Annotated in this window: 19 protein-coding genes; 5 read left to right on the top strand and 14 right to left on the bottom strand. The window is 72.2% G+C overall.

Annotation, left to right across the window (positions count from 1 at the left end; translation table 11 throughout):
• Positions 1-37: 37 nt before the first annotated feature.
• The 11 genes from ACIQ5Y_RS08525 to ACIQ5Y_RS08475 form a co-directional block, all read right to left on the bottom strand.
• Positions 38-610: an FABP family protein gene (locus tag ACIQ5Y_RS08525; protein ID WP_385404312.1), complete on the bottom strand. Its 573-nt coding sequence runs from the start codon at positions 608-610 to the stop codon at positions 38-40.
• Positions 611-892: 282 nt separating this feature from the next.
• Entirely contained in the window at positions 893-1,795 is a 903-nt protein-coding gene (locus ACIQ5Y_RS08520; protein WP_403876684.1) for a hypothetical protein, read from the bottom strand.
• On the bottom strand, positions 1,792-2,640 hold the full coding sequence (locus ACIQ5Y_RS08515) for a hypothetical protein (protein ID WP_403876681.1): 849 nt from the start codon (positions 2,638-2,640) through the stop codon (positions 1,792-1,794). Before ACIQ5Y_RS08515 ends, ACIQ5Y_RS08520 begins: the two co-directional genes overlap by 4 nt.
• Positions 2,637-3,500: a hypothetical protein gene (locus ACIQ5Y_RS08510; RefSeq protein WP_403876678.1), complete on the bottom strand. Its 864-nt coding sequence runs from the start codon at positions 3,498-3,500 to the stop codon at positions 2,637-2,639. Before ACIQ5Y_RS08510 ends, ACIQ5Y_RS08515 begins: the two co-directional genes overlap by 4 nt.
• Before the next feature lie 130 nt (positions 3,501-3,630).
• Entirely contained in the window at positions 3,631-3,894 is a 264-nt protein-coding gene (locus ACIQ5Y_RS08505; protein WP_403876675.1) for a DUF3099 domain-containing protein, read from the bottom strand.
• Between the two features lie 151 nt (positions 3,895-4,045).
• Complete coding sequence (locus tag ACIQ5Y_RS08500; protein ID WP_384745469.1) at positions 4,046-4,336, bottom strand: DUF1416 domain-containing protein; 291 nt, start codon at positions 4,334-4,336, stop codon at positions 4,046-4,048.
• A gap of 67 nt (positions 4,337-4,403) precedes the next feature.
• Positions 4,404-5,249: a sulfurtransferase gene (locus ACIQ5Y_RS08495; protein ID WP_384589020.1), complete on the bottom strand. Its 846-nt coding sequence runs from the start codon at positions 5,247-5,249 to the stop codon at positions 4,404-4,406.
• A 182-nt stretch (positions 5,250-5,431) separates the two neighbouring features.
• Entirely contained in the window at positions 5,432-5,515 is an 84-nt protein-coding gene (locus ACIQ5Y_RS08490; RefSeq protein WP_350206375.1) for a putative leader peptide, read from the bottom strand.
• Positions 5,516-5,676: 161 nt separating this feature from the next.
• Positions 5,677-6,393, bottom strand: coding sequence for a DUF2993 domain-containing protein (locus ACIQ5Y_RS08485; protein ID WP_403876671.1), 717 nt, complete (start codon positions 6,391-6,393; stop codon positions 5,677-5,679).
• Between the two features lie 64 nt (positions 6,394-6,457).
• Positions 6,458-8,461 (bottom strand): hypothetical protein, encoded by a 2,004-nt coding sequence (locus tag ACIQ5Y_RS08480; protein ID WP_403876668.1) that lies wholly within the window; start codon positions 8,459-8,461, stop codon positions 6,458-6,460.
• A gap of 10 nt (positions 8,462-8,471) precedes the next feature.
• Positions 8,472-8,726 carry a MoaD/ThiS family protein gene (locus tag ACIQ5Y_RS08475; protein ID WP_403876665.1) on the bottom strand — a complete coding sequence of 85 codons (255 nt, stop codon included), beginning with the start codon at positions 8,724-8,726 and terminating at the stop codon, positions 8,472-8,474.
• Positions 8,727-9,198: 472 nt separating this feature from the next.
• Here ACIQ5Y_RS08475 and ACIQ5Y_RS08470 point away from each other — a divergent pair, with 472 nt between their 5' ends.
• Both ACIQ5Y_RS08470 and ACIQ5Y_RS08465 read left to right on the top strand, forming a co-directional pair.
• The gene (locus ACIQ5Y_RS08470; RefSeq protein ID WP_403876662.1) at positions 9,199-9,972 is read left to right on the top strand and encodes a response regulator transcription factor; all 774 of its coding nucleotides are present in this window, start codon (positions 9,199-9,201) and stop codon (positions 9,970-9,972) included.
• Between the two features lie 91 nt (positions 9,973-10,063).
• Positions 10,064-11,086, top strand: coding sequence for a LacI family DNA-binding transcriptional regulator (locus tag ACIQ5Y_RS08465; RefSeq protein ID WP_403876659.1), 1,023 nt, complete (start codon positions 10,064-10,066; stop codon positions 11,084-11,086).
• A 31-nt stretch (positions 11,087-11,117) separates the two neighbouring features.
• Here the strand turns inward: ACIQ5Y_RS08465 and ACIQ5Y_RS08460 are convergent, their stop codons facing one another.
• Together ACIQ5Y_RS08460 and ACIQ5Y_RS08455 are read right to left on the bottom strand one after the other, a co-directional pair.
• A complete protein-coding gene (locus tag ACIQ5Y_RS08460; protein ID WP_403876657.1) occupies positions 11,118-11,255 on the bottom strand; it encodes a hypothetical protein in 138 nt (45 codons plus the stop codon).
• A complete protein-coding gene (locus ACIQ5Y_RS08455) occupies positions 11,237-11,614 on the bottom strand; it encodes a hypothetical protein (RefSeq protein WP_403876654.1) in 378 nt (125 codons plus the stop codon). The genes ACIQ5Y_RS08460 and ACIQ5Y_RS08455 overlap by 19 nt, the downstream gene beginning before the upstream one ends.
• A gap of 158 nt (positions 11,615-11,772) precedes the next feature.
• On the opposite strand from ACIQ5Y_RS08455, the gene ACIQ5Y_RS08450 reads away from it, so the two are divergent.
• The 3 genes from ACIQ5Y_RS08450 to ACIQ5Y_RS08440 all read left to right on the top strand — a co-directional run bounded on the left by ACIQ5Y_RS08450 (position 11,773) and on the right by ACIQ5Y_RS08440 (position 15,294).
• Positions 11,773-13,041, top strand: a complete 1,269-nt coding sequence (locus ACIQ5Y_RS08450) for a S1C family serine protease (protein WP_403876651.1) — start codon at positions 11,773-11,775, stop codon at positions 13,039-13,041.
• 67 nt (positions 13,042-13,108) lie between these two features.
• Positions 13,109-13,840, top strand: coding sequence for a response regulator transcription factor (locus tag ACIQ5Y_RS08445; protein WP_403876648.1), 732 nt, complete (start codon positions 13,109-13,111; stop codon positions 13,838-13,840).
• On the top strand, positions 13,837-15,294 hold the full coding sequence (locus tag ACIQ5Y_RS08440) for a sensor histidine kinase (RefSeq protein WP_403876645.1): 1,458 nt from the start codon (positions 13,837-13,839) through the stop codon (positions 15,292-15,294). Before ACIQ5Y_RS08445 ends, ACIQ5Y_RS08440 begins: the two co-directional genes overlap by 4 nt.
• On the opposite strand, the gene ACIQ5Y_RS08435 is transcribed toward ACIQ5Y_RS08440, so the two are convergent.
• Positions 15,274-16,146 carry a phosphatidylinositol-specific phospholipase C gene (locus tag ACIQ5Y_RS08435; RefSeq protein ID WP_403876642.1) on the bottom strand — a complete coding sequence of 291 codons (873 nt, stop codon included), beginning with the start codon at positions 16,144-16,146 and terminating at the stop codon, positions 15,274-15,276. The two genes, ACIQ5Y_RS08440 and ACIQ5Y_RS08435, sit on opposite strands and share 21 nt — an antisense overlap.
• Positions 16,147-16,237 lie beyond the last annotated feature (91 nt).

The raw sequence follows: 16,237 nt of genomic DNA, 5'->3' as shown, positions 1-16,237 counted from the left end.
GTCCCCTTCACTCACAGCCTGTGGACCGCTCAGCGCATCAGCGGAAGAACGCGATGCCGTCGTCCGGCATGTCCGGGAGGTTGCGCGCCATCTCGGCGACCTCCTCGGGCGTGACGACCTTCTTCAGCTGGGCCGACATGTACGGACGCAGCTCGACGTCGGGCGTGGCCTTCTCGCCGACCCACATCAGGTCGCTCTTGACGTAGCCGTAGAGCCGCTTGCCGCCGCTGTACGGGCCGGAGGCCGCGGTGCGCGCGACGGCGTCCGTGACCAGGTCGATCTGCGGCTTCTGGTCGGCGAGATCGCCGTACCAGACCTCGACGACGCCCTGGTCGCGGACCATGACGACCTCGACCTTGCGGTCCTTGTCGATGCGCCAGTAGCCGGACTCGGACTCCAGCGGCCGCACCTTGTTGCCCTCGGCGTCGAGGGCCCAGGTGTGGGAGGTGTACTCCAGGAAGTCCCGGCCGTCGTGGCCGAAGACGACCTCCTGGCCGAAGTTGCACTTCTCCTCACCGGGGAAGTCGAAGACTCCCGCGCCCTCCCAGGTACCGAGGAGGAAGGCCAGGGGGACGAGGCCGGGGTTCAGGTCGGACGGGATCTGGATCATGAATGGCTGCTCAGGCGATCTGTGGGAGGGGTTCCGGGGCGGTCTGGGCGCTCTGCTGGGCCGGCTGCGGAGCCGGGGCTCAGCGCTGACCCTGGTACAGCTTCTTGACCGCCAGGCCGGTGAAGGCCAAGACGCCGACGCAGACCAGGACCAGCAGGGAGGTGAAGACTGCCTCAAGCACGGGGTGCTCCTCGGAATTCGTTTCTGGGGCTGTACGGGGCCGGTCCCCAAGCCTACTGGCCCGGGGACCGGCGCACTGTGTGAGGTGGGCCGTACCGCCGGTCAGCCGAGCAGCTGGGCCTGGAGGATCAGCGTCTGGTGGAAGGGGACGACCGCCGCCCCGCCCTTGCGCGTCTGGATGATCACGGCCTGGACATCACCCGCCTGGAGGCAGCCCAGGCGGGTCTGCTCGTCACCGAAGGGCTTGGTCTCCTCGTAGACGTTGGCTTCGGGGCCACCGGCCCTCCCGCTGCCGATCCCGGTCCCGGTCGCGCCGACGCCGATGGTGCCGAGGTCGCTGCGCTCCTTCGTCTTGGCCTTGACCCAGACCGGGTCGAGCGAAAGGGCGGCGGCACCGTTCAGGCTGGTGCCGAGGGCGCAGCCGCCGAAGGCGCCGACGAAGTCGGAGGAGTGGAAGCGCAGCAGGTAGACGCGGCTCCGGGTGCCGTCCGGCATCGTCCAGCCCCGGCCGACGATCTTCCGGACTCCCTCCCACTCGAAGGACTCCTTCAGCCTCGGCCGACTCTCGGCCGGGTACTCCTCCAGGAACGCGTCCGGTGTCACCACCCCGTCCTTGTCGGCCTTGAGGCCCTCGTCGGGCTTGGCGCCCTCGGGGGCCGTGAGCAGCAGACCGTGCAGGTCCGCGTAGTGCGTCCCGTCCGGGTTGTCCGAACCCGCGGGCACCGGAGCACCCGCGGGGAGCTCGGGCCGGGCTTGCGCGGGATACGTCCACCGCCCGTCGGGCAGGGTGGAGAGGCCGGGCAGGTCCGTCCGCTCCGACCGCGTGATCCCGTACGCGGTCCCCGCCCCGACCACGGCGAAGACGAGCGCGGCGGCCGTCCAGCGCAGGGCGGCACGGAGCTTGCGGCGGTCCTTCGGTCCGGGAGTGGGGACCGGGGTCTCCACGGTCTGCGGCGTCGCCGGCTCGACGGCGGAGATCTCGCCGATGGTGTTCTGCTCGGTCACACGGACTCCCCGGGGGACTTCAGGTGGTTGAGCTGCTTCTTGAACAGGGCGACCGAAGAGTCCACCGAGATCACGTACCCGTAGGTCCGGAACGAGACGAGTACGTCTCCCTCGACCGCCAGGCATTCGAGGGAGTCGAGCTTCGTCTTCTCTTCCCTCTCCGGCCGGGGGTCGACGACGTCGAACAGCACGCACTTGGCCTGCGGGAAACCGTCCACGGCGGGCGCCTGCCGCTTGCCGGAGACCTTCTCCAGGACGTCGAGGAGCTTCTTGTTGACTTCCGAGAGGCCGGCGAGGGCCTTCGGGTCGGCCTGCATGAGCTCGACCTCGGTGACGACGCGTTCGCGTTGCGTGAAGAAGCTGCGGCCGGCGAGACCCTTGAGTTTCAGCCCGGCCAGCGCCTTGTCCCGGTCGGCCCGCTCGCCACCGGACAGGCCCGACCCGGAGTCCCTGAGCGTGTGCAACGCGCGTTCGCCGGACACGTAGAAGTTGTTGCCCTCACCGCCCATGTCGGGGCCCAGCGCGTCGCCGAACTCCATCGGCAGCAGCTTCGCGACGAGCTCGTTGGGCGGCACTGTCGGGGCCGGCTTCGACTCGCTCGCCGAAGAGCGACCGGCCGGCGTCCAGTACCGGGCCTCTGCCGTCCGGTCGGCCGCGTCGAGCCTGGCCGACGCCCAGAAGCCACCGCCGGCGAGAACCGCCGCTCCGAGGCCGGCTGCGATCAGGGAGACGGCCTTGCGGTTTGTCTCACGGGGAGGCCGGACGGAGGCGAGGAGCTCCTGGCCCGCGTCCACGTCGGTCTCGGCCCCGGTCCCGGCCCCGGCCCCGGTCGTCCGTTCGCTCACAGCCGCTCCAACTGTCGCTTGGCGAGTTCATTGATCTCACCCTCGGTGAGATTGCCCCGCTTGTTGACGATCTCGACGTCAACGACGGTGTTCCCGCGCCGGATGACCGCACGGCCCTCGCGCAGGGGGAGGTAGCCGGGCTTCTCCCTCAGCTTGTAGAGCCAGGCGTGCCCGAAAGCGTCCGGCACCCCGGGCAGGGTGTATCCGCCGTTGCCCGCGTAACCGTCCTCCGCCATGTAGTGCTTCGGCTGGCCGAAGTAGTACTCGGCTCCGGAGCGTTCCTGGAACTGGAGCAGCCTGATCTCCACGAACTCGTGCTCGCCCTCCTGCCAGCTCGCCGTGGCGATCCGCCGCAGACCGTGGCCGACCAGGTTGCCGAAGTTCCGCCCCGGCTCCTTGTAGAAGCGCACCGCGAACTCGTCCGCCGACTCGTACCCCGACTGCGCGTCCTTCGCCCCGCCCGGGGCTTCCAGAAGCTTCTTCGCCAGGTCCTCGTCCGACTTGTCCCAGCGGTTGCCGTTGATCGAACGGTCGCTGGTCGCGTCGTTCGCCGCGACCGGCGCGGGGTTCGCCATCTTCTGCTGCGCCAGCGGCGGCAGCGGGGTCGGTTCGCGGTCGTACTGGATCGCGTAGCCGGTGACCACGCCCGCGAGAACGCCGAGTGCGGCCGCGCCCGCGATCAGGAGCGTCGTACGACGCAGACCCCGGCGCGGGACGACGGCGTCGGCGGCATCGGCAGCGGCAACGCCGTGGGCAGCGGGTTCGGCGGCCTCAGGGGTGGAGAGCTGGTCCGGAACGTACGAATCCGGGCTGGTCTCCGCCTCTTTTCGCGGCTCGGGGATGGTCTGTTCGTGTTCCAAAGAAGTCCCCCACGGACATGAGGCACAGGTTGATTACCCGTGCGTATCCATGACCCGACCCAGGGGGGAGCGGTTGTACGAATGCTTATTACATTCTTATCTCGCCGGGTTTGGATCCGGCTCGACCGGCTCAGTCCTCGTGGCGCCGCTTGCCGTCCAGCTCGTCCCACCACTCGTCGGACTTCGGATCGCCCGAGGGGTCGTCCCACCAACGGTCGTCCGGGCCGCGCCGGTTCGCGATCACCGCGGCGACCGGCGGGATGACCATGGCGACCACGCAGAGGGCCACCGCCGCCTCCACCGAGAGCAGACGCACGAAGGACCAGGCGGAGACGAAGAGGAACAGGCATCCGCCCATGAGCAGGAAGTACACGCGCCTACGCCTGGCGTACATAGCTCCAGGGTAGAACCGCGCCGCCCGCGCACAAGGGCGCGGGCGGCGCGAGAACGGCGCGAAGGGCCGCACCCCGTCCAGTGGCGTCCAACCCCCTGGGGTGCGGCCCTTCGGCCGGTCGTTCAGTGCTTCAGTGCGCGAGCACGGTCCGTCAGACCGCGATCGCCACGTCCGTCACGCCGCCGGCCTCGGCGACCACGACGGCGCGGTCGGCCTTGGCGCCCGGGACGAGCGCGCGCAGCGTCCACGAGCCGGGGGCCGCGTAGAAGCGGAACTGGCCGGTGGCCGAGGTCGGGACCTCGGCGGTGAACTCGCCGGTCGAGTCCAGCAGCCGGACGTAGCCGGACACCGGCTCGCCGCCCTGGGTGATCTGGCCCTGGATCGCGGTCTCACCGGGCTTCAGCGTGTCGAGGGAAGGCCCGCCGATCTGTGCTCCACACATGTTCTCTGTCCTGTCCTAGAGAGGTCGTACGTCTGGCTGGAGGGCGTCGCGTGCCCGCCGCCTGTGGTTACTTGTTGGCGCCGAGCTCGATCGGCACGCCGACGAGCGAGCCGTACTCGGTCCAGGAGCCGTCGTAGTTCTTGACGTTCTCCTGGCCCAGGAGCTCGTGCAGCACGAACCACGTGAGCGCGGAGCGCTCACCGATGCGGCAGTAGGCGATGGTGTCCTTCGCCAGGTCGACCTGCTCGGCCTCGTAGAGGGCGGTCAGCTCTTCGTCGGACTTGAAGGTGCCGTCGTCGTTGGCGTTCTTCGACCACGGGATGTTGCGGGCACTCGGCACGTGGCCGGGACGCTGCGACTGCTCCTGCGGCAGGTGCGCCGGGGCGAGCAGCTTGCCGGAGAACTCGTCGGGGGAGCGGACGTCGACCAGGTTCTGGGCGCCGATCGCGGCCACGACGTCGTCGCGGAAGGCACGGATGGAGGTGTCCTGGGCCTTGGCCTTGTACTCGGTGGCCGGGCGGTTCGGGACGTCCTTGCCGTCGACCAGGTCGCGGGAGTCGAGCTCCCACTTCTTGCGGCCGCCGTCGAGGAGGCGGACGTCCTGGTGACCGTAGAGCTTGAAGTACCAGTAGGCGTAGGAAGCGAACCAGTTGTTGTTGCCGCCGTAGAGGACGACGGTGTCGTCGTTGGAGATGCCCTTGGCGGAGAGGAGCTTCTCGAAGCCCTCCTGGTCCACGAAGTCGCGGCGGACCGGGTCCTGGAGGTCGGTCTTCCAGTCGATCCGGACGGCGTTGGTGATGTGGTTCTTGTCGTACGCGGACGTGTCCTCGTCCACCTCGACGATGACGACGTTGGCGTCGTTCAGGTGGGCCTCGACCCAGTCGGCGTCTACGAGGACGTCGCTGCGGCTCATGGTGTCTCCTCCGGGGCAGTGTGCGGGGGGCAGTACGGGTGCTGCGGTGCTGCTGCGTGCGTACGGGTGCGCTTCCGAACCTGCGCGGGGAGGCGTCAGGGATCAGGAGGCGGGTGCGGTCACGCGGGAAGGGCCGGTCTGGCGGCCGTCGTCCGGTCGTATGGAGCGGTATCGCTCACAAGTCACATGGATCGACAGAGCATGGCGGCGACGCGACACAGGTCTACTGCCCGCCGCTTCGTGAGGTCCGCCTGCTGATGCTTCATAGCCATGGATCGTAGGGACGAATCGGCCGCCCTGTCACCGGCGTGTCATATCCCGAGACGGGATCGTCCGAATACTGGGACCCGGGCTCGGCTCGCGGCCGCCGCGCCGCCTCCTGGAGCCGTCCGGCGGCCCGTCCTTCTGCGGATCGGACCGCTCCGTCTCACGATCCGGCCAGCACCACGTTCGAACCCCCCAGTTCGAGGTGTACGCCCGCTTCGTCCGAGGTCAGGGCGGTGAGCTGGAGGCCGGCCGGCAGGCCCGCGTCGAGGCTGCGGTCGAAGTCGGTCCGCTTGCGGACGAGCCGTTCGAGGCCGGGTATGCCCTCGCCCGGCACCTCGTCGGCGTGCACCCGGACGATCTTTCCGCCCTTGCCGCCCTCCGCGTCCACCAGGGTGACGGTCGACACGACGCTGCGGGTGAGGGTCTTGCCGAGCACGTCCACTCCCACGGAGACCTTCACCTTGCCGGGCGCCCCGCCGTAGGAGAGGGTCGCGCCGGTCTGGGACGCCGCCGTGAGGTCGGCGTACGTGATGAGCCCGGAGCCCTCGGCGCGCTTGGCGGTCCCGCCGGCGTAGTCACCGTCGATCTTCACTCCGTGGAAGCTCGCGTCGAGCTCCGAGAGGCGGGTCTTGCGCCCGTCCGCCGTCACCTCGACGCCCCGGAGCTTCAGGTCCACCCGGTCCAGGTCGTGGCTGAGCGCCTGCGTGAGGAAGGGGAACCCGTGGATCTCCACCTCCGAGCTGCCGGCCAGGCCCTGCCGGGCCTGGATCCGGTCGGCCAGCTTGTTCTCGGCGTAGCCGACCGCCCACCGGTCCACCCCGGCGAACAGGGCTCCCAGCACCACTCCGATGATCACGACGACACGCAGAACCCGCACGCGCCCCTCCCCCGCTAGTCCGGTACGTGCGTTCTAGTTGACCACGCCTGATGTCAGGGACAGATCAGCTCACCACCCGGCCGATCAGGTACACGGCGGGAGCGGCCACCGCGAGCGGCAGCGCGACGCCGGCCGTCATGTGCACGAACTTCGACGGGTAGTCGTACGCGGCCACGCGCAGCCCGATCAGGGCGCAGACGCCCGCCGCGAGCCCGACCAGGGCCCCGCCCACACCGACGTCGGTGAGCCCGCCCACGACGAGTCCGGCGCCCGCGGCCGAGGCCAGCGCGACGCCGACCGAGGGGGCCGTGGGCAGCGGCAGGGCGCGGGTGAACACGGCCACCGCGACGGCCGACGCGCCGACCGAAACCGCGGCGGTGTCGGCCGCGAGCCAGCCCGCGCAGACGATGGCGAGGGCGGCGGAGGCCACCGAGGCCATCAGGCCGTACATGCGCTCGTCCGGGTCGGCGTGGCTGCGCAGCTGGAGGACGAGGGTGATCAGCACCCAGGCACCGAGGGTGCCGATGATCGCGCCGGGGCCGTACGCATCGTCCACCGCGAGCACGGCGGCGTCGGCGACGAGGGCACCCGCGAAGGCCAGGGCGATGCCCTGGCGGGCCGGCCACATGCCGTTGAGGCGGAACCAGCCGGCCGCGGTGAGCGCCTGGAGGGCGATCAGCGGGACGAGCACGGCGTACTGGCCGAGGAAGGCGGCGAGGGCCATCAGCAGGCCGAGGGCGGCCGTCAGTATGGCCGACTGCGGACCCGGGTCGATGATCGGCGACCGGCCCTCGGCGCGGGCCTGCGCGGGGTCGACGGCGCGGAGGGTGTTCCCGCCGAGGGTGGGGGGCGACCAGGCCGCGTCGTCCGCCGGTTCGCCTGCGGCGGGCTCGGCGGTGGGGGCGGGGGCGGCCGCCTGCGGCGGCAGGTACGCCGTCCGCTCGGCGGCGGCCTCCGGCTCCGCCGGGCCCGGGTAGGGCGGCAGGTACGCCGTCTCGGCAGCCGCGCCGCCCGCGGCGGGCTCGGCCGGGGCCTCGGCGGCCGGGCCGGGGTAGGGCGGGAGGTACGCCGTCTCGGCAGCCGAGACGGCCGTCCCGGCGCCCTGGGACCAGTCCTGGGCGGGGGCGGGAGCCGGAACCTCGTCCCGGAACCATCCCTCGGGCACGGCGGCCTGCTGCGCGGCTGCCTGCGGCTCCGGGCCGGGGTAAGGCGGCAGGTACGCCGTCTCTGCGGCCGAGGCGGGCACGGCGGCCTGCGGCGCGGCGGCCTGCGGCTCCGGGCCCGGGTAGGGCGACAGATAGGCCGTCTCCGCGGCCGAGGCGGCTGCCTGCGGCGCGGCGGCCTGCGGCTCCGGGCCGGGGTACGGCGGCAGATAGGCCGTCTCCGCGGCGGCTGCCGCGCCGGCGGGCTGCTGCGCGAAGTCCGGCTGGGCGGCCGCGGCCTGCTGCGGCTCCGGGCCCGGGTAGGGCGGCAGGTACGCCGTCTCCGCGGCCGAGGCGGGCACGGCCGCCTGCGGCTGCGGGTCGAGGTGGGGCGGGAGGTAGGGGTCCGCGGCGGCGGCGGGCGCGTACGCGGAGCCCGCGCCCTGGGACCAGTCCTGGGCCGGGGCCGGGGCCTCGTCACGGAACCAGCCCTCGGGCACGGCGGGCTGCCCCGCCGGGGCCTGCCGGTACTGCGAGGGGTACGCCTCGGCGGCCGGGCCCTCGGGCCACGGGCCCGAACCGGCACCGGGAGCGGAGCCGTCCTGCCACGGGCCGCCGGCCTGGGGCTCCTGGACCTGCGGGGCGGCCGGGTACGACGGGTAGGCCTCGGCGGCCGGGTCCCCGGGCCACGGCACGCCGGCCGCAGCCGATGCCTCGCCGGCGGAGCCGGCCGGGGCCTCGTCGCGGAACCAGCCCTCCGGGGCCACCGGCTGGCCGGGGACGGCGCCGAGCGGCGGCTGCACCGGCTGGTAGCCGGTGTCCCATGTGTCGGCCTGCCAGGTCTGCGTCCCGTACGGGTCCGGGTCGGGGACCGGGGCCGGGTGCTGCTGCTGGGGGTTCTGCTGCTGTTCCTCGGGCGTGCTCATCGGCTTCCGCTCACCCGCCCGCGAACGGCGGGAGCACCTCGACGGTGCCCCCCTCGGTCAGAGGCACGGCATCGTGCGGGCGCTTGCCCACCGGCTCGTCGTTCACCAGGAAGGAGCAGCGCAGCAGGACCCGGGTCAGCTCCCCGGGGTGGCGTTCCCGCACGGCGTCGAGCGCCTCGGCCAGTGTGCCCGCCGAGTACGGCTCCTCCGCAGTCCCGGCCGCGGCCTTGGCCGCCGCCCAGTAGCGGATGGTTCCGGTTGCCACTGCAGCTCCTATCGTCGGCTCTCTACCGTCGGCCTCCATGATGACCCCTCGCGCGCCCGACCCCGGCGTGCTTCCACGCGCCCCGGATGCGCCCGGTCGGCCCCACCGCACCGCTCGGCGGGCCGCCGATCCGGTGAAACCGGGTCATACGCAGGGCGCGGGCGTGGCACGAACCACAGAATCGGAAGCGGAAGAGGCCTCGGCCCCGAAAGGGCCGGTGGGCTATTCTCGTGGCGAGAGGATCCGGGCAACGTTGCCCCCGGGTCCTTTTGTGCTTTCAGCACGTTGAACGAGACGGGAACACTGGCCGTCCCCGCAAGCCTCAGGGCGCGGGGCCGCGAGGACGCCGGCGGGACCGCGAACGACACCGTACGAAGCAGTACCGCGCACGTCCTCGACGGGACCGAGGAGGAACCGACGTGATGGACCAGCGATCCGTGCACCACCGTCCGACCCGGGCGGGTGGTCGGGCATGAGCTCTCTCCTGCTGCTCACCAACGCCCTGCAGCCGTCGACCGAGGTGCTGCCCGCCCTCGGCCTGCTGCTCCACAACGTCCGCGTGGCCCCGGCCGAGGGTCCCGCGCTCGTGGACACCCCGGGCGCCGACGTCATCCTCGTGGACGGCCGCCGCGACCTGCCGCAGGTGCGGTCGCTGTGCCAGCTGCTCCGCTCCACCGGGCCCGGTTGTCCGCTGATCCTGGTCGTGACCGAGGGCGGTCTGGCCGCGGTCACCGCGGACTGGGGCATCGACGACGTACTGCTGGACACCGCGGGCCCCGCCGAGGTCGAGGCACGGCTGCGGCTGGCCACCGGCCGGCAGCAGATGGGTTCGGACGACTCCCCGATGGAGATCCGCAACGGCGACCTGTCGGTCGACGAGGCCACGTACTCCGCGAAGCTGAAGGGCCGGGTCCTGGACCTGACCTTCAAGGAGTTCGAGCTGCTGAAGTACCTCGCGCAGCACCCTGGCCGGGTCTTCACCCGTGCGCAGCTGCTGCAGGAGGTCTGGGGCTACGACTACTTCGGCGGCACCCGCACGGTCGACGTGCACGTACGGAGGCTGCGCGCGAAACTCGGCCCCGAGCACGAGTCCCTGATCGGTACGGTGCGCAACGTCGGCTACCGCTTCGTGACCCCGGAGAAGGTGGAACGGGCGGCGGCGGAAGCGGCGGCGCAGGCTGCCGCGAAGGCCACGGCGAAGGCCTCCGCGCAGGCTTCCGCGCAGGCCTCGGTGCACACTGGTTGAGGTCGTCACCCGGTCGGCCGAAGGCCGTGTGACCGTCCACTCGGCAGGACGCCCTGCCCAGAGGTAGGTCACCCCGCGTAGACTCCCGGACGTGGCCAAGGTGACGCGGGATGACGTTGCACGACTTGCGGGTACGTCTACCGCCGTCGTGAGCTACGTCATCAACAACGGACCCCGGCCGGTTGCCCCGGCCACGCGCGAGCGTGTCCTCGCCGCGATCAAGGACCTGGGCTACCGCCCGGACCGGGTCGCCCAGGCGATGGCCTCGCGGCGCACCGACCTCATAGGCATGATCGTCCCGGACGCCCGTCAGCCGTTCTTCGCGGAGATGGCGCACGCGGTCGAACAGGCCGCCGCCGAGCGCGGAAAGATGGTGCTGGTCGGCAACTCCGACTACCGCACCGAGCGTGAGGTCCACTACCTGCGGGCCTTTCTCGGCATGCGGGTCTCGGGCCTGATCCTGGTCAGCCAGGGCATGAGCGAGCAGGCGGCCGGCGAGATCGAGGCCTGGGACGCCCGGGTGGTGCTGCTGCACGAGCGGCCGGAGGCCATCGACGACGTCGCGGTCATCACGGACGACATCGGCGGGGCCCAGATGGCGACCCGGCACCTGCTGGAGCACGGTCACGAGTACGTCGCCTGCATCGGCGGGGTCGAGAACACCCCGTCGGTCGGCGACCCGGTGGCCGACCACGTCGAGGGCTGGCGCCGGGCCATGCTGGAGTCGGGCCGCTCGACCGAGGGCCGGCTGATCGAGGCCCCGTACAACCGCTACGACGCGTACCAGGTCGCCCTGGAGGTCCTGGCCCGGCCGGACCGGCCGACTGCGATCTTCTGCGCCACGGACGACCAGGCCATCGGTGTGCTCCGGGCCGCCCGCGAGCTGCGCATCGACGTGCCCGGGGAGCTGGCCGTGGCGGGCTTCGACGACGTGAAGGAGGCGGCCCTCACGGACCCGCCCCTGACCACCATCGCCTCGGACCGCACGGCGATGGCCCGCGCGGCCGTGGACCTCGTCCTGGACGACGCCGTGCGCGTGTCGGGCTCCCGGCGCGAGCGGCTGAAGCAGTTCCCGTCGGCCCTGGTGATCCGCCGCTCCTGCGGCTGTCGCTAGGGCCTGTCGGCCGTCGCGGCCGACGGGCTCCTCAGGCCACCAGGAGCATCGCCAGGACCGGGAGGAACAGGAAGCCGAGGATGGCGGCGATGATCGCCGTCCAGGCCAGCAGGATCTTCCCGACGGCCAGGGCGGCCTTGGCGACTCCGTTCAGTACGCCGCGCGGCACGTCGCCCCCGTCTGCCGGTCGAGGCGGTCCGCGAAGGCCGCGAAGATCAGCAGCAGGGGCGCCGCGAGGAACGCGGGGATTCCGTAGAGGGCGAGGGGCAGGCCCAGGAGCAGCATGGGAGCGCCGACGACGAAGCAGGCCACCGGGAAGGCCTTCGGTGCCCACCGCGTCAGGAGCGGCAGGGCGATCGGGGACTGGAAGAGCGCGAGCCAGAGGAAGTCCCGGCCACCGAGGGCGAGTGACATCGCGACCGCCACCGCGGCGGCGGTCACGGCCGCCCCCCACGGCAGGCCGACCACCTTGCGACGCGCGCCCGTGGCCCTGATCCCGGTACCCGTCCCGTTCCCGTTCCCGCCCATACTCGCCCCCTGGTTTTGAACACGTTCACCTGAACACGTTCAAGATAGCGGAGTGCGGCACCCGGGGGAAGCGCACTTATTTCGGGCATACGCGGTTCTGTCGGGCTTCTCAGCCCAGACTCAGGAAGCTCTCATCAACGGCGCCCAGAGTCATTGCCATGACCGAGAACCTCCGCCGCGAAGGCGAGTACCCCCAGGAACACCGCCCGACCCAGCACGCCCCCTTCGGCGAGGACTGGCAGCGCGGACGTGACCGGCTCGCGCAGGAGGCCGCGGGGTCCTACCCGCCGCCGCCCGCCTACCCGCCCGCCGCCCCCGGCTGGCACGAGGCACACCGACCCCAGTCCCAGCCCCCGGTGATCCAGGGCGAGACCGTTCCCGCGGCCGCCACCACCGCCAACGCCTCGGACGGCTCCGGCGGCTCCGGCGGCTCCGGCGGCTCCGGCGGCTGGGACACCTGGGGCTCCGCCCCGCACGGCCCCGCCCACGCGGCCGCCCCCGCCCCCCGCGCCAAGAAGCCCGTCGCGCTGCTGGCCGCCGTGGCGCTCGCCGCGGCCGTGGTCGGTGGCGGCACCGCAGCCGCCGTCCAGCAGCTGATGGTGGTCAAGGGCTCCTCCGGCGGCGGTGTGAACGGCACCAACGTCTCGCAGTCCAGCAACGGCACCGTCGCCGGCGTCGCCGAGCAGGTCAGCCCCTCGGTGGTCCGCATCGACACCCGTACGGGCTCCGGCCAGGGCACCGGCTCCGGCATCGTCCTCACCTCCGACGGCGAGATCGTCACCAACAACCACGTCGTCGCGGGCGCCTCCGAGATCCAGGTGACGACGAGCGACGGCAAGAAGTACAAGGCCCAGGTCGTCGGCACCGACCCCGACAAGGACCTGGCCCTCGTCAAGCTGCAGGGCGCGAGCGGCCTCAAGGCCGCCTCCCTCGGCAACTCCGACAACGTGAAGGTCGGCGACCAGGTCGTCGCCATCGGCTCCCCCGACCGCCTCACCGGCACGGTCACCAGCGGCATCGTCTCCGCCCTGAACCGCGACGTCACCGTCGACAAGTCCGAGCAGCGCCAGTCCCCCCAGCAGGGCACCGACGGCTGGCCCTTCTCCTACGGCGGGCAGCAGTTCAACGGCCGGACCGGCTCGGACACCGCCACCTACAAGGCCATCCAGACGGACGCCTCCCTCAACCCCGGCAACTCCGGCGGCGCCCTCGTCAACATGAACGGCGAGATCGTGGGCATGCCCTCCGCGATCTACTCCCCCTCCAGCAGCAGCTCCACCGCCGGCAGCGTCGGCCTCGGCTTCGCCATCCCCGTCAACACGATCAAGGCCGACCTGGACTCGCTGCGCAAGGGCGGCCCGGGCGGCACCGGCTCCTCCTCCGACACCGGCGGCCAGAGCTACAACGGCTTCGGCACCTCCTACTAGCCCGTCGTGCGAGGCTGGGAGGCGCCCGCCCGCACACCCACCGGACACCACCCAGGGGGACAGCCAGATGAATCCCGCCGAAGGCGAAGCGCGGATCCTCGTCGTGGACGACGAACCGGCCGTACGCGAGGCCCTGCGCCGCAGTCTCGCCTTCGAGGGGTACGAGGTTCAGACCGCGGTCGACGGGCTCGACGCCCTCGACAAGGCGGCCTCGTACGATCCCGACCTGATGGTCCTGGACATCCAGATGCCCCGCATGGACGGTCTGACGGCGGCCCGCCGGCTGCGCTCCTCGGGCAGTGTCACCCCGATCCTGATGCTCACCGCCCGGGACACCGTCGGCGACCGCGTCACCGGCCTCGACGCGGGCGCCGACGACTACCTCGTCAAGCCGTTCGAGCTCGACGAGCTCTTCGCCCGCGTCCGCGCCCTCCTGCGCCGCAGCTCCTACGCCGCCCCGCGCCCCGACGCCGAGACCCACGAGGACGCGCTGACCTTCGGGGACCTGCGCATGGACCTCGCGACCCGCGAGGTCACCCGGGGCGGGCGGCCGGTGGAGCTGACGCGCACCGAGTTCACCCTGCTGGAGATGTTCCTGGCGCACCCGCGCCAGGTCCTGACCCGCGAGCAGATCCTCAAGACCGTGTGGGGCTTCGACTTCGAGCCCAGCTCCAACTCCCTGGACGTGTACGTGATGTACCTGCGCCGCAAGACCGAGGCCGGCGGCGAACCCCGCCTGGTCCACACCGTGCGCGGGGTGGGCTACGTACTGCGCGCCGGCGAGAGCGGGCCCGAGTGAGCCCGGCCGCCAGATTCCGCGGGCTGCCGCTGCGCTCGCGGCTGGCCCTGCTGGTGGCGGTCGCGGTGGCGCTGGCCGTCGCGGCGGTCGCCGCCGTGTCCTGGGTGATGGTGCGGACACAGCTGCGCGACCAGCTCGACAACTCCCTGACGACCGCGAACGAGTCGGCGGACGCGCAGGTGCTGCGGACCATCCGCGACGGCGCCTGCGTGGACCGGCCGCCCACCCCGCAGAACGGCCAGGAGATCGCCGGGAACCTCAACGCGACCGTGCAGATCGTGACGGCCGACGGCAGGCACTGCTGGGTGAGCGGTCCCGCGACCCTGCCGGTCACCGCCCTGGACCGGCAGATCGCCCGGGGCGAGCGCACCAGCGCCCTGCACGACGTGACGACCGCCGACGGCATCGAGATGCGCGTCTACACCCGCACCGCGCGGACCCAGCCCGGCTCCGCGGTCTTCGGGATCACCATCGCCAAGCCGGTGGCCGACATCGACAAGCCCCTGTCCACCCTGGCCTGGGTGCTGCTCCTCGTCTCCGGCCTCGGAGTCGTCGGCGCGGGCGCCGCCGGCCTGTGGGTGGCCCGGACGGGACTGCGGCCCGTCGACGAACTGACCGGCGCGGTCGAGCACATCGCCCGTACCGAGGACCTCACCGTCCGCATCCCCGACGAGGGCCACGACGAGATCGCCCGCCTGTCGCGGTCCTTCAACTCGATGACGGCGGCCCTCGCCTCCTCCCAGGAACGGCAGGCCCAGCTGATCGCGGACGCCGGGCACGAGCTTCGCACCCCGCTCACCTCGCTGCGCACCAACATCGAGCTCCTCGCGCGCAGCGAACAGACCGGCCGGGCCATCCCGCCCGAGGACCGCAAGGAGCTGCTCGCCTCGGTCAAGGCCCAGATGACGGAGCTCGCCTCGCTGATCGGCGACCTCCAGGAGCTGTCCCGGTCGGACGCCGCCTCCCCCGGCCCGCTCCAGGTCGTGGCCCTGCACGAGATCGCGGGGGCGGCGCTGTCCCGGGCCCGGCTGCGCGGTCCGGAGCTGGAGTTCACCTCCGCGCTGGACCCCTGGTACGTACGGGGCGAGGCGGCCGCGCTGGAGCGGGCGGTGGTCAACCTCCTGGACAACGCGGTGAAGTTCAGCCCGCCGGGCGGCGCGGTCGAGGTGAGGCTGCGGGCGGGCGAGCTGACCGTACGGGACCACGGGCCCGGCATCCCGGCCGAGGAACTCCCGCACGTGTTCGAGCGGTTCTGGCGTTCCGAGTCGGCCCGCGCCCTGCCCGGCAGCGGGCTCGGCCTGTCGATCGTGGCCCGTACGGCGGCACGCGCGGGCGGCGGCGCCGAGCTGCGGGCGGCGGCGGACGGCGGCCCGGGCACGGAGGCGGTGCTCCGCATCCCGGGGGCGCCGACCCCGCCACCGGCGGCGGAGCCGTCAGTTGTGCCGGATCAGTGAGGCGACCAGGCCGGACCGGGTGTTCGGGAAGTCCATCGGGACGATCCCGAGCCCGGTGCGGCCGGCCATCTCCGCGCCGTCGACGAAGGCGTGCACCTGAGGGTTGAGCCGATCGGAGTTCCAGCGCGGCGGCATGTAGGCCGAGGTGCTCGTGTAGTTCACGAAGAGCCTGCCGGGCTGCTGGACGGCCTTGCGGAAGTGGTTCTCGATCTTGCCGCGCTTGGCGAAGGGCTCGGCGTTCCAGTCGTCCTGGATGTCGAAGACGTTCCCGTCGCCGTAGCGCAGCCCGGGCAGGCCGCCGTTGTCGGCGAGCAGGACCACCTTGCCGCGGGCCTGCCCGAGCGAGGGCAGGGTGTCGGCGATGCGGAACAGCGGGCGCCAGCCGCGGTTGTCCAGGTAGTCGTCGAAGACGGCCCGGAAGGTGGCGTCGCCGTCCGTGGAGTACTCCTGCTTGAGGCGCATCAGGACGGTCTCGGACGGGTGCGCGGCGAGGAAGTTCCAGCAGGCGACGAGGACGTCCCCGAACATCAGGTCCTGGAAGAACGCCGCGTGGTGGATGGCGAACGAGCCGCCGGTGACGCGGCAGCGGACGTCGAGGAAGCGGATGCCGGAGTCGAGCTGCTGGGCGATCGAGGTGTTCTGGCAGGCCACGTAGAGGCCGCCCTTGGTGGCGCCGGAGTCGTGCGTGCCGGGGATGGTCATCCGCTGGAGGGCGGTGGCGTCGGAGAGGCCGGCCATCCAGTCCTGGGTGCCGAGGGCCGTCGCGGCGGCGGGTGGTGCGCCGAGCCCGATGGCGGCGCCGGTCGCCAGTGCTCCGGTCAGAAACGCCCGCCGGTCCAGTCCCCTGCCCATGCCCGCCCCTTCGCCGACCCAGTGGTGGGGCGATTATGGCGTGCCCACGTCAATTCCACTACCCGCCGGTACGGACCTCTCGCACTGCCGG

Source organism: Streptomyces sp. NPDC096339, from assembly GCF_044762985.1.
Classification (GTDB): Bacteria; Actinomycetota; Actinomycetes; order Streptomycetales; family Streptomycetaceae; genus Streptomyces.
Note: the sequence above shows the minus strand (reverse complement) of the source record. Positions and strands in the feature narration are given on the sequence as shown.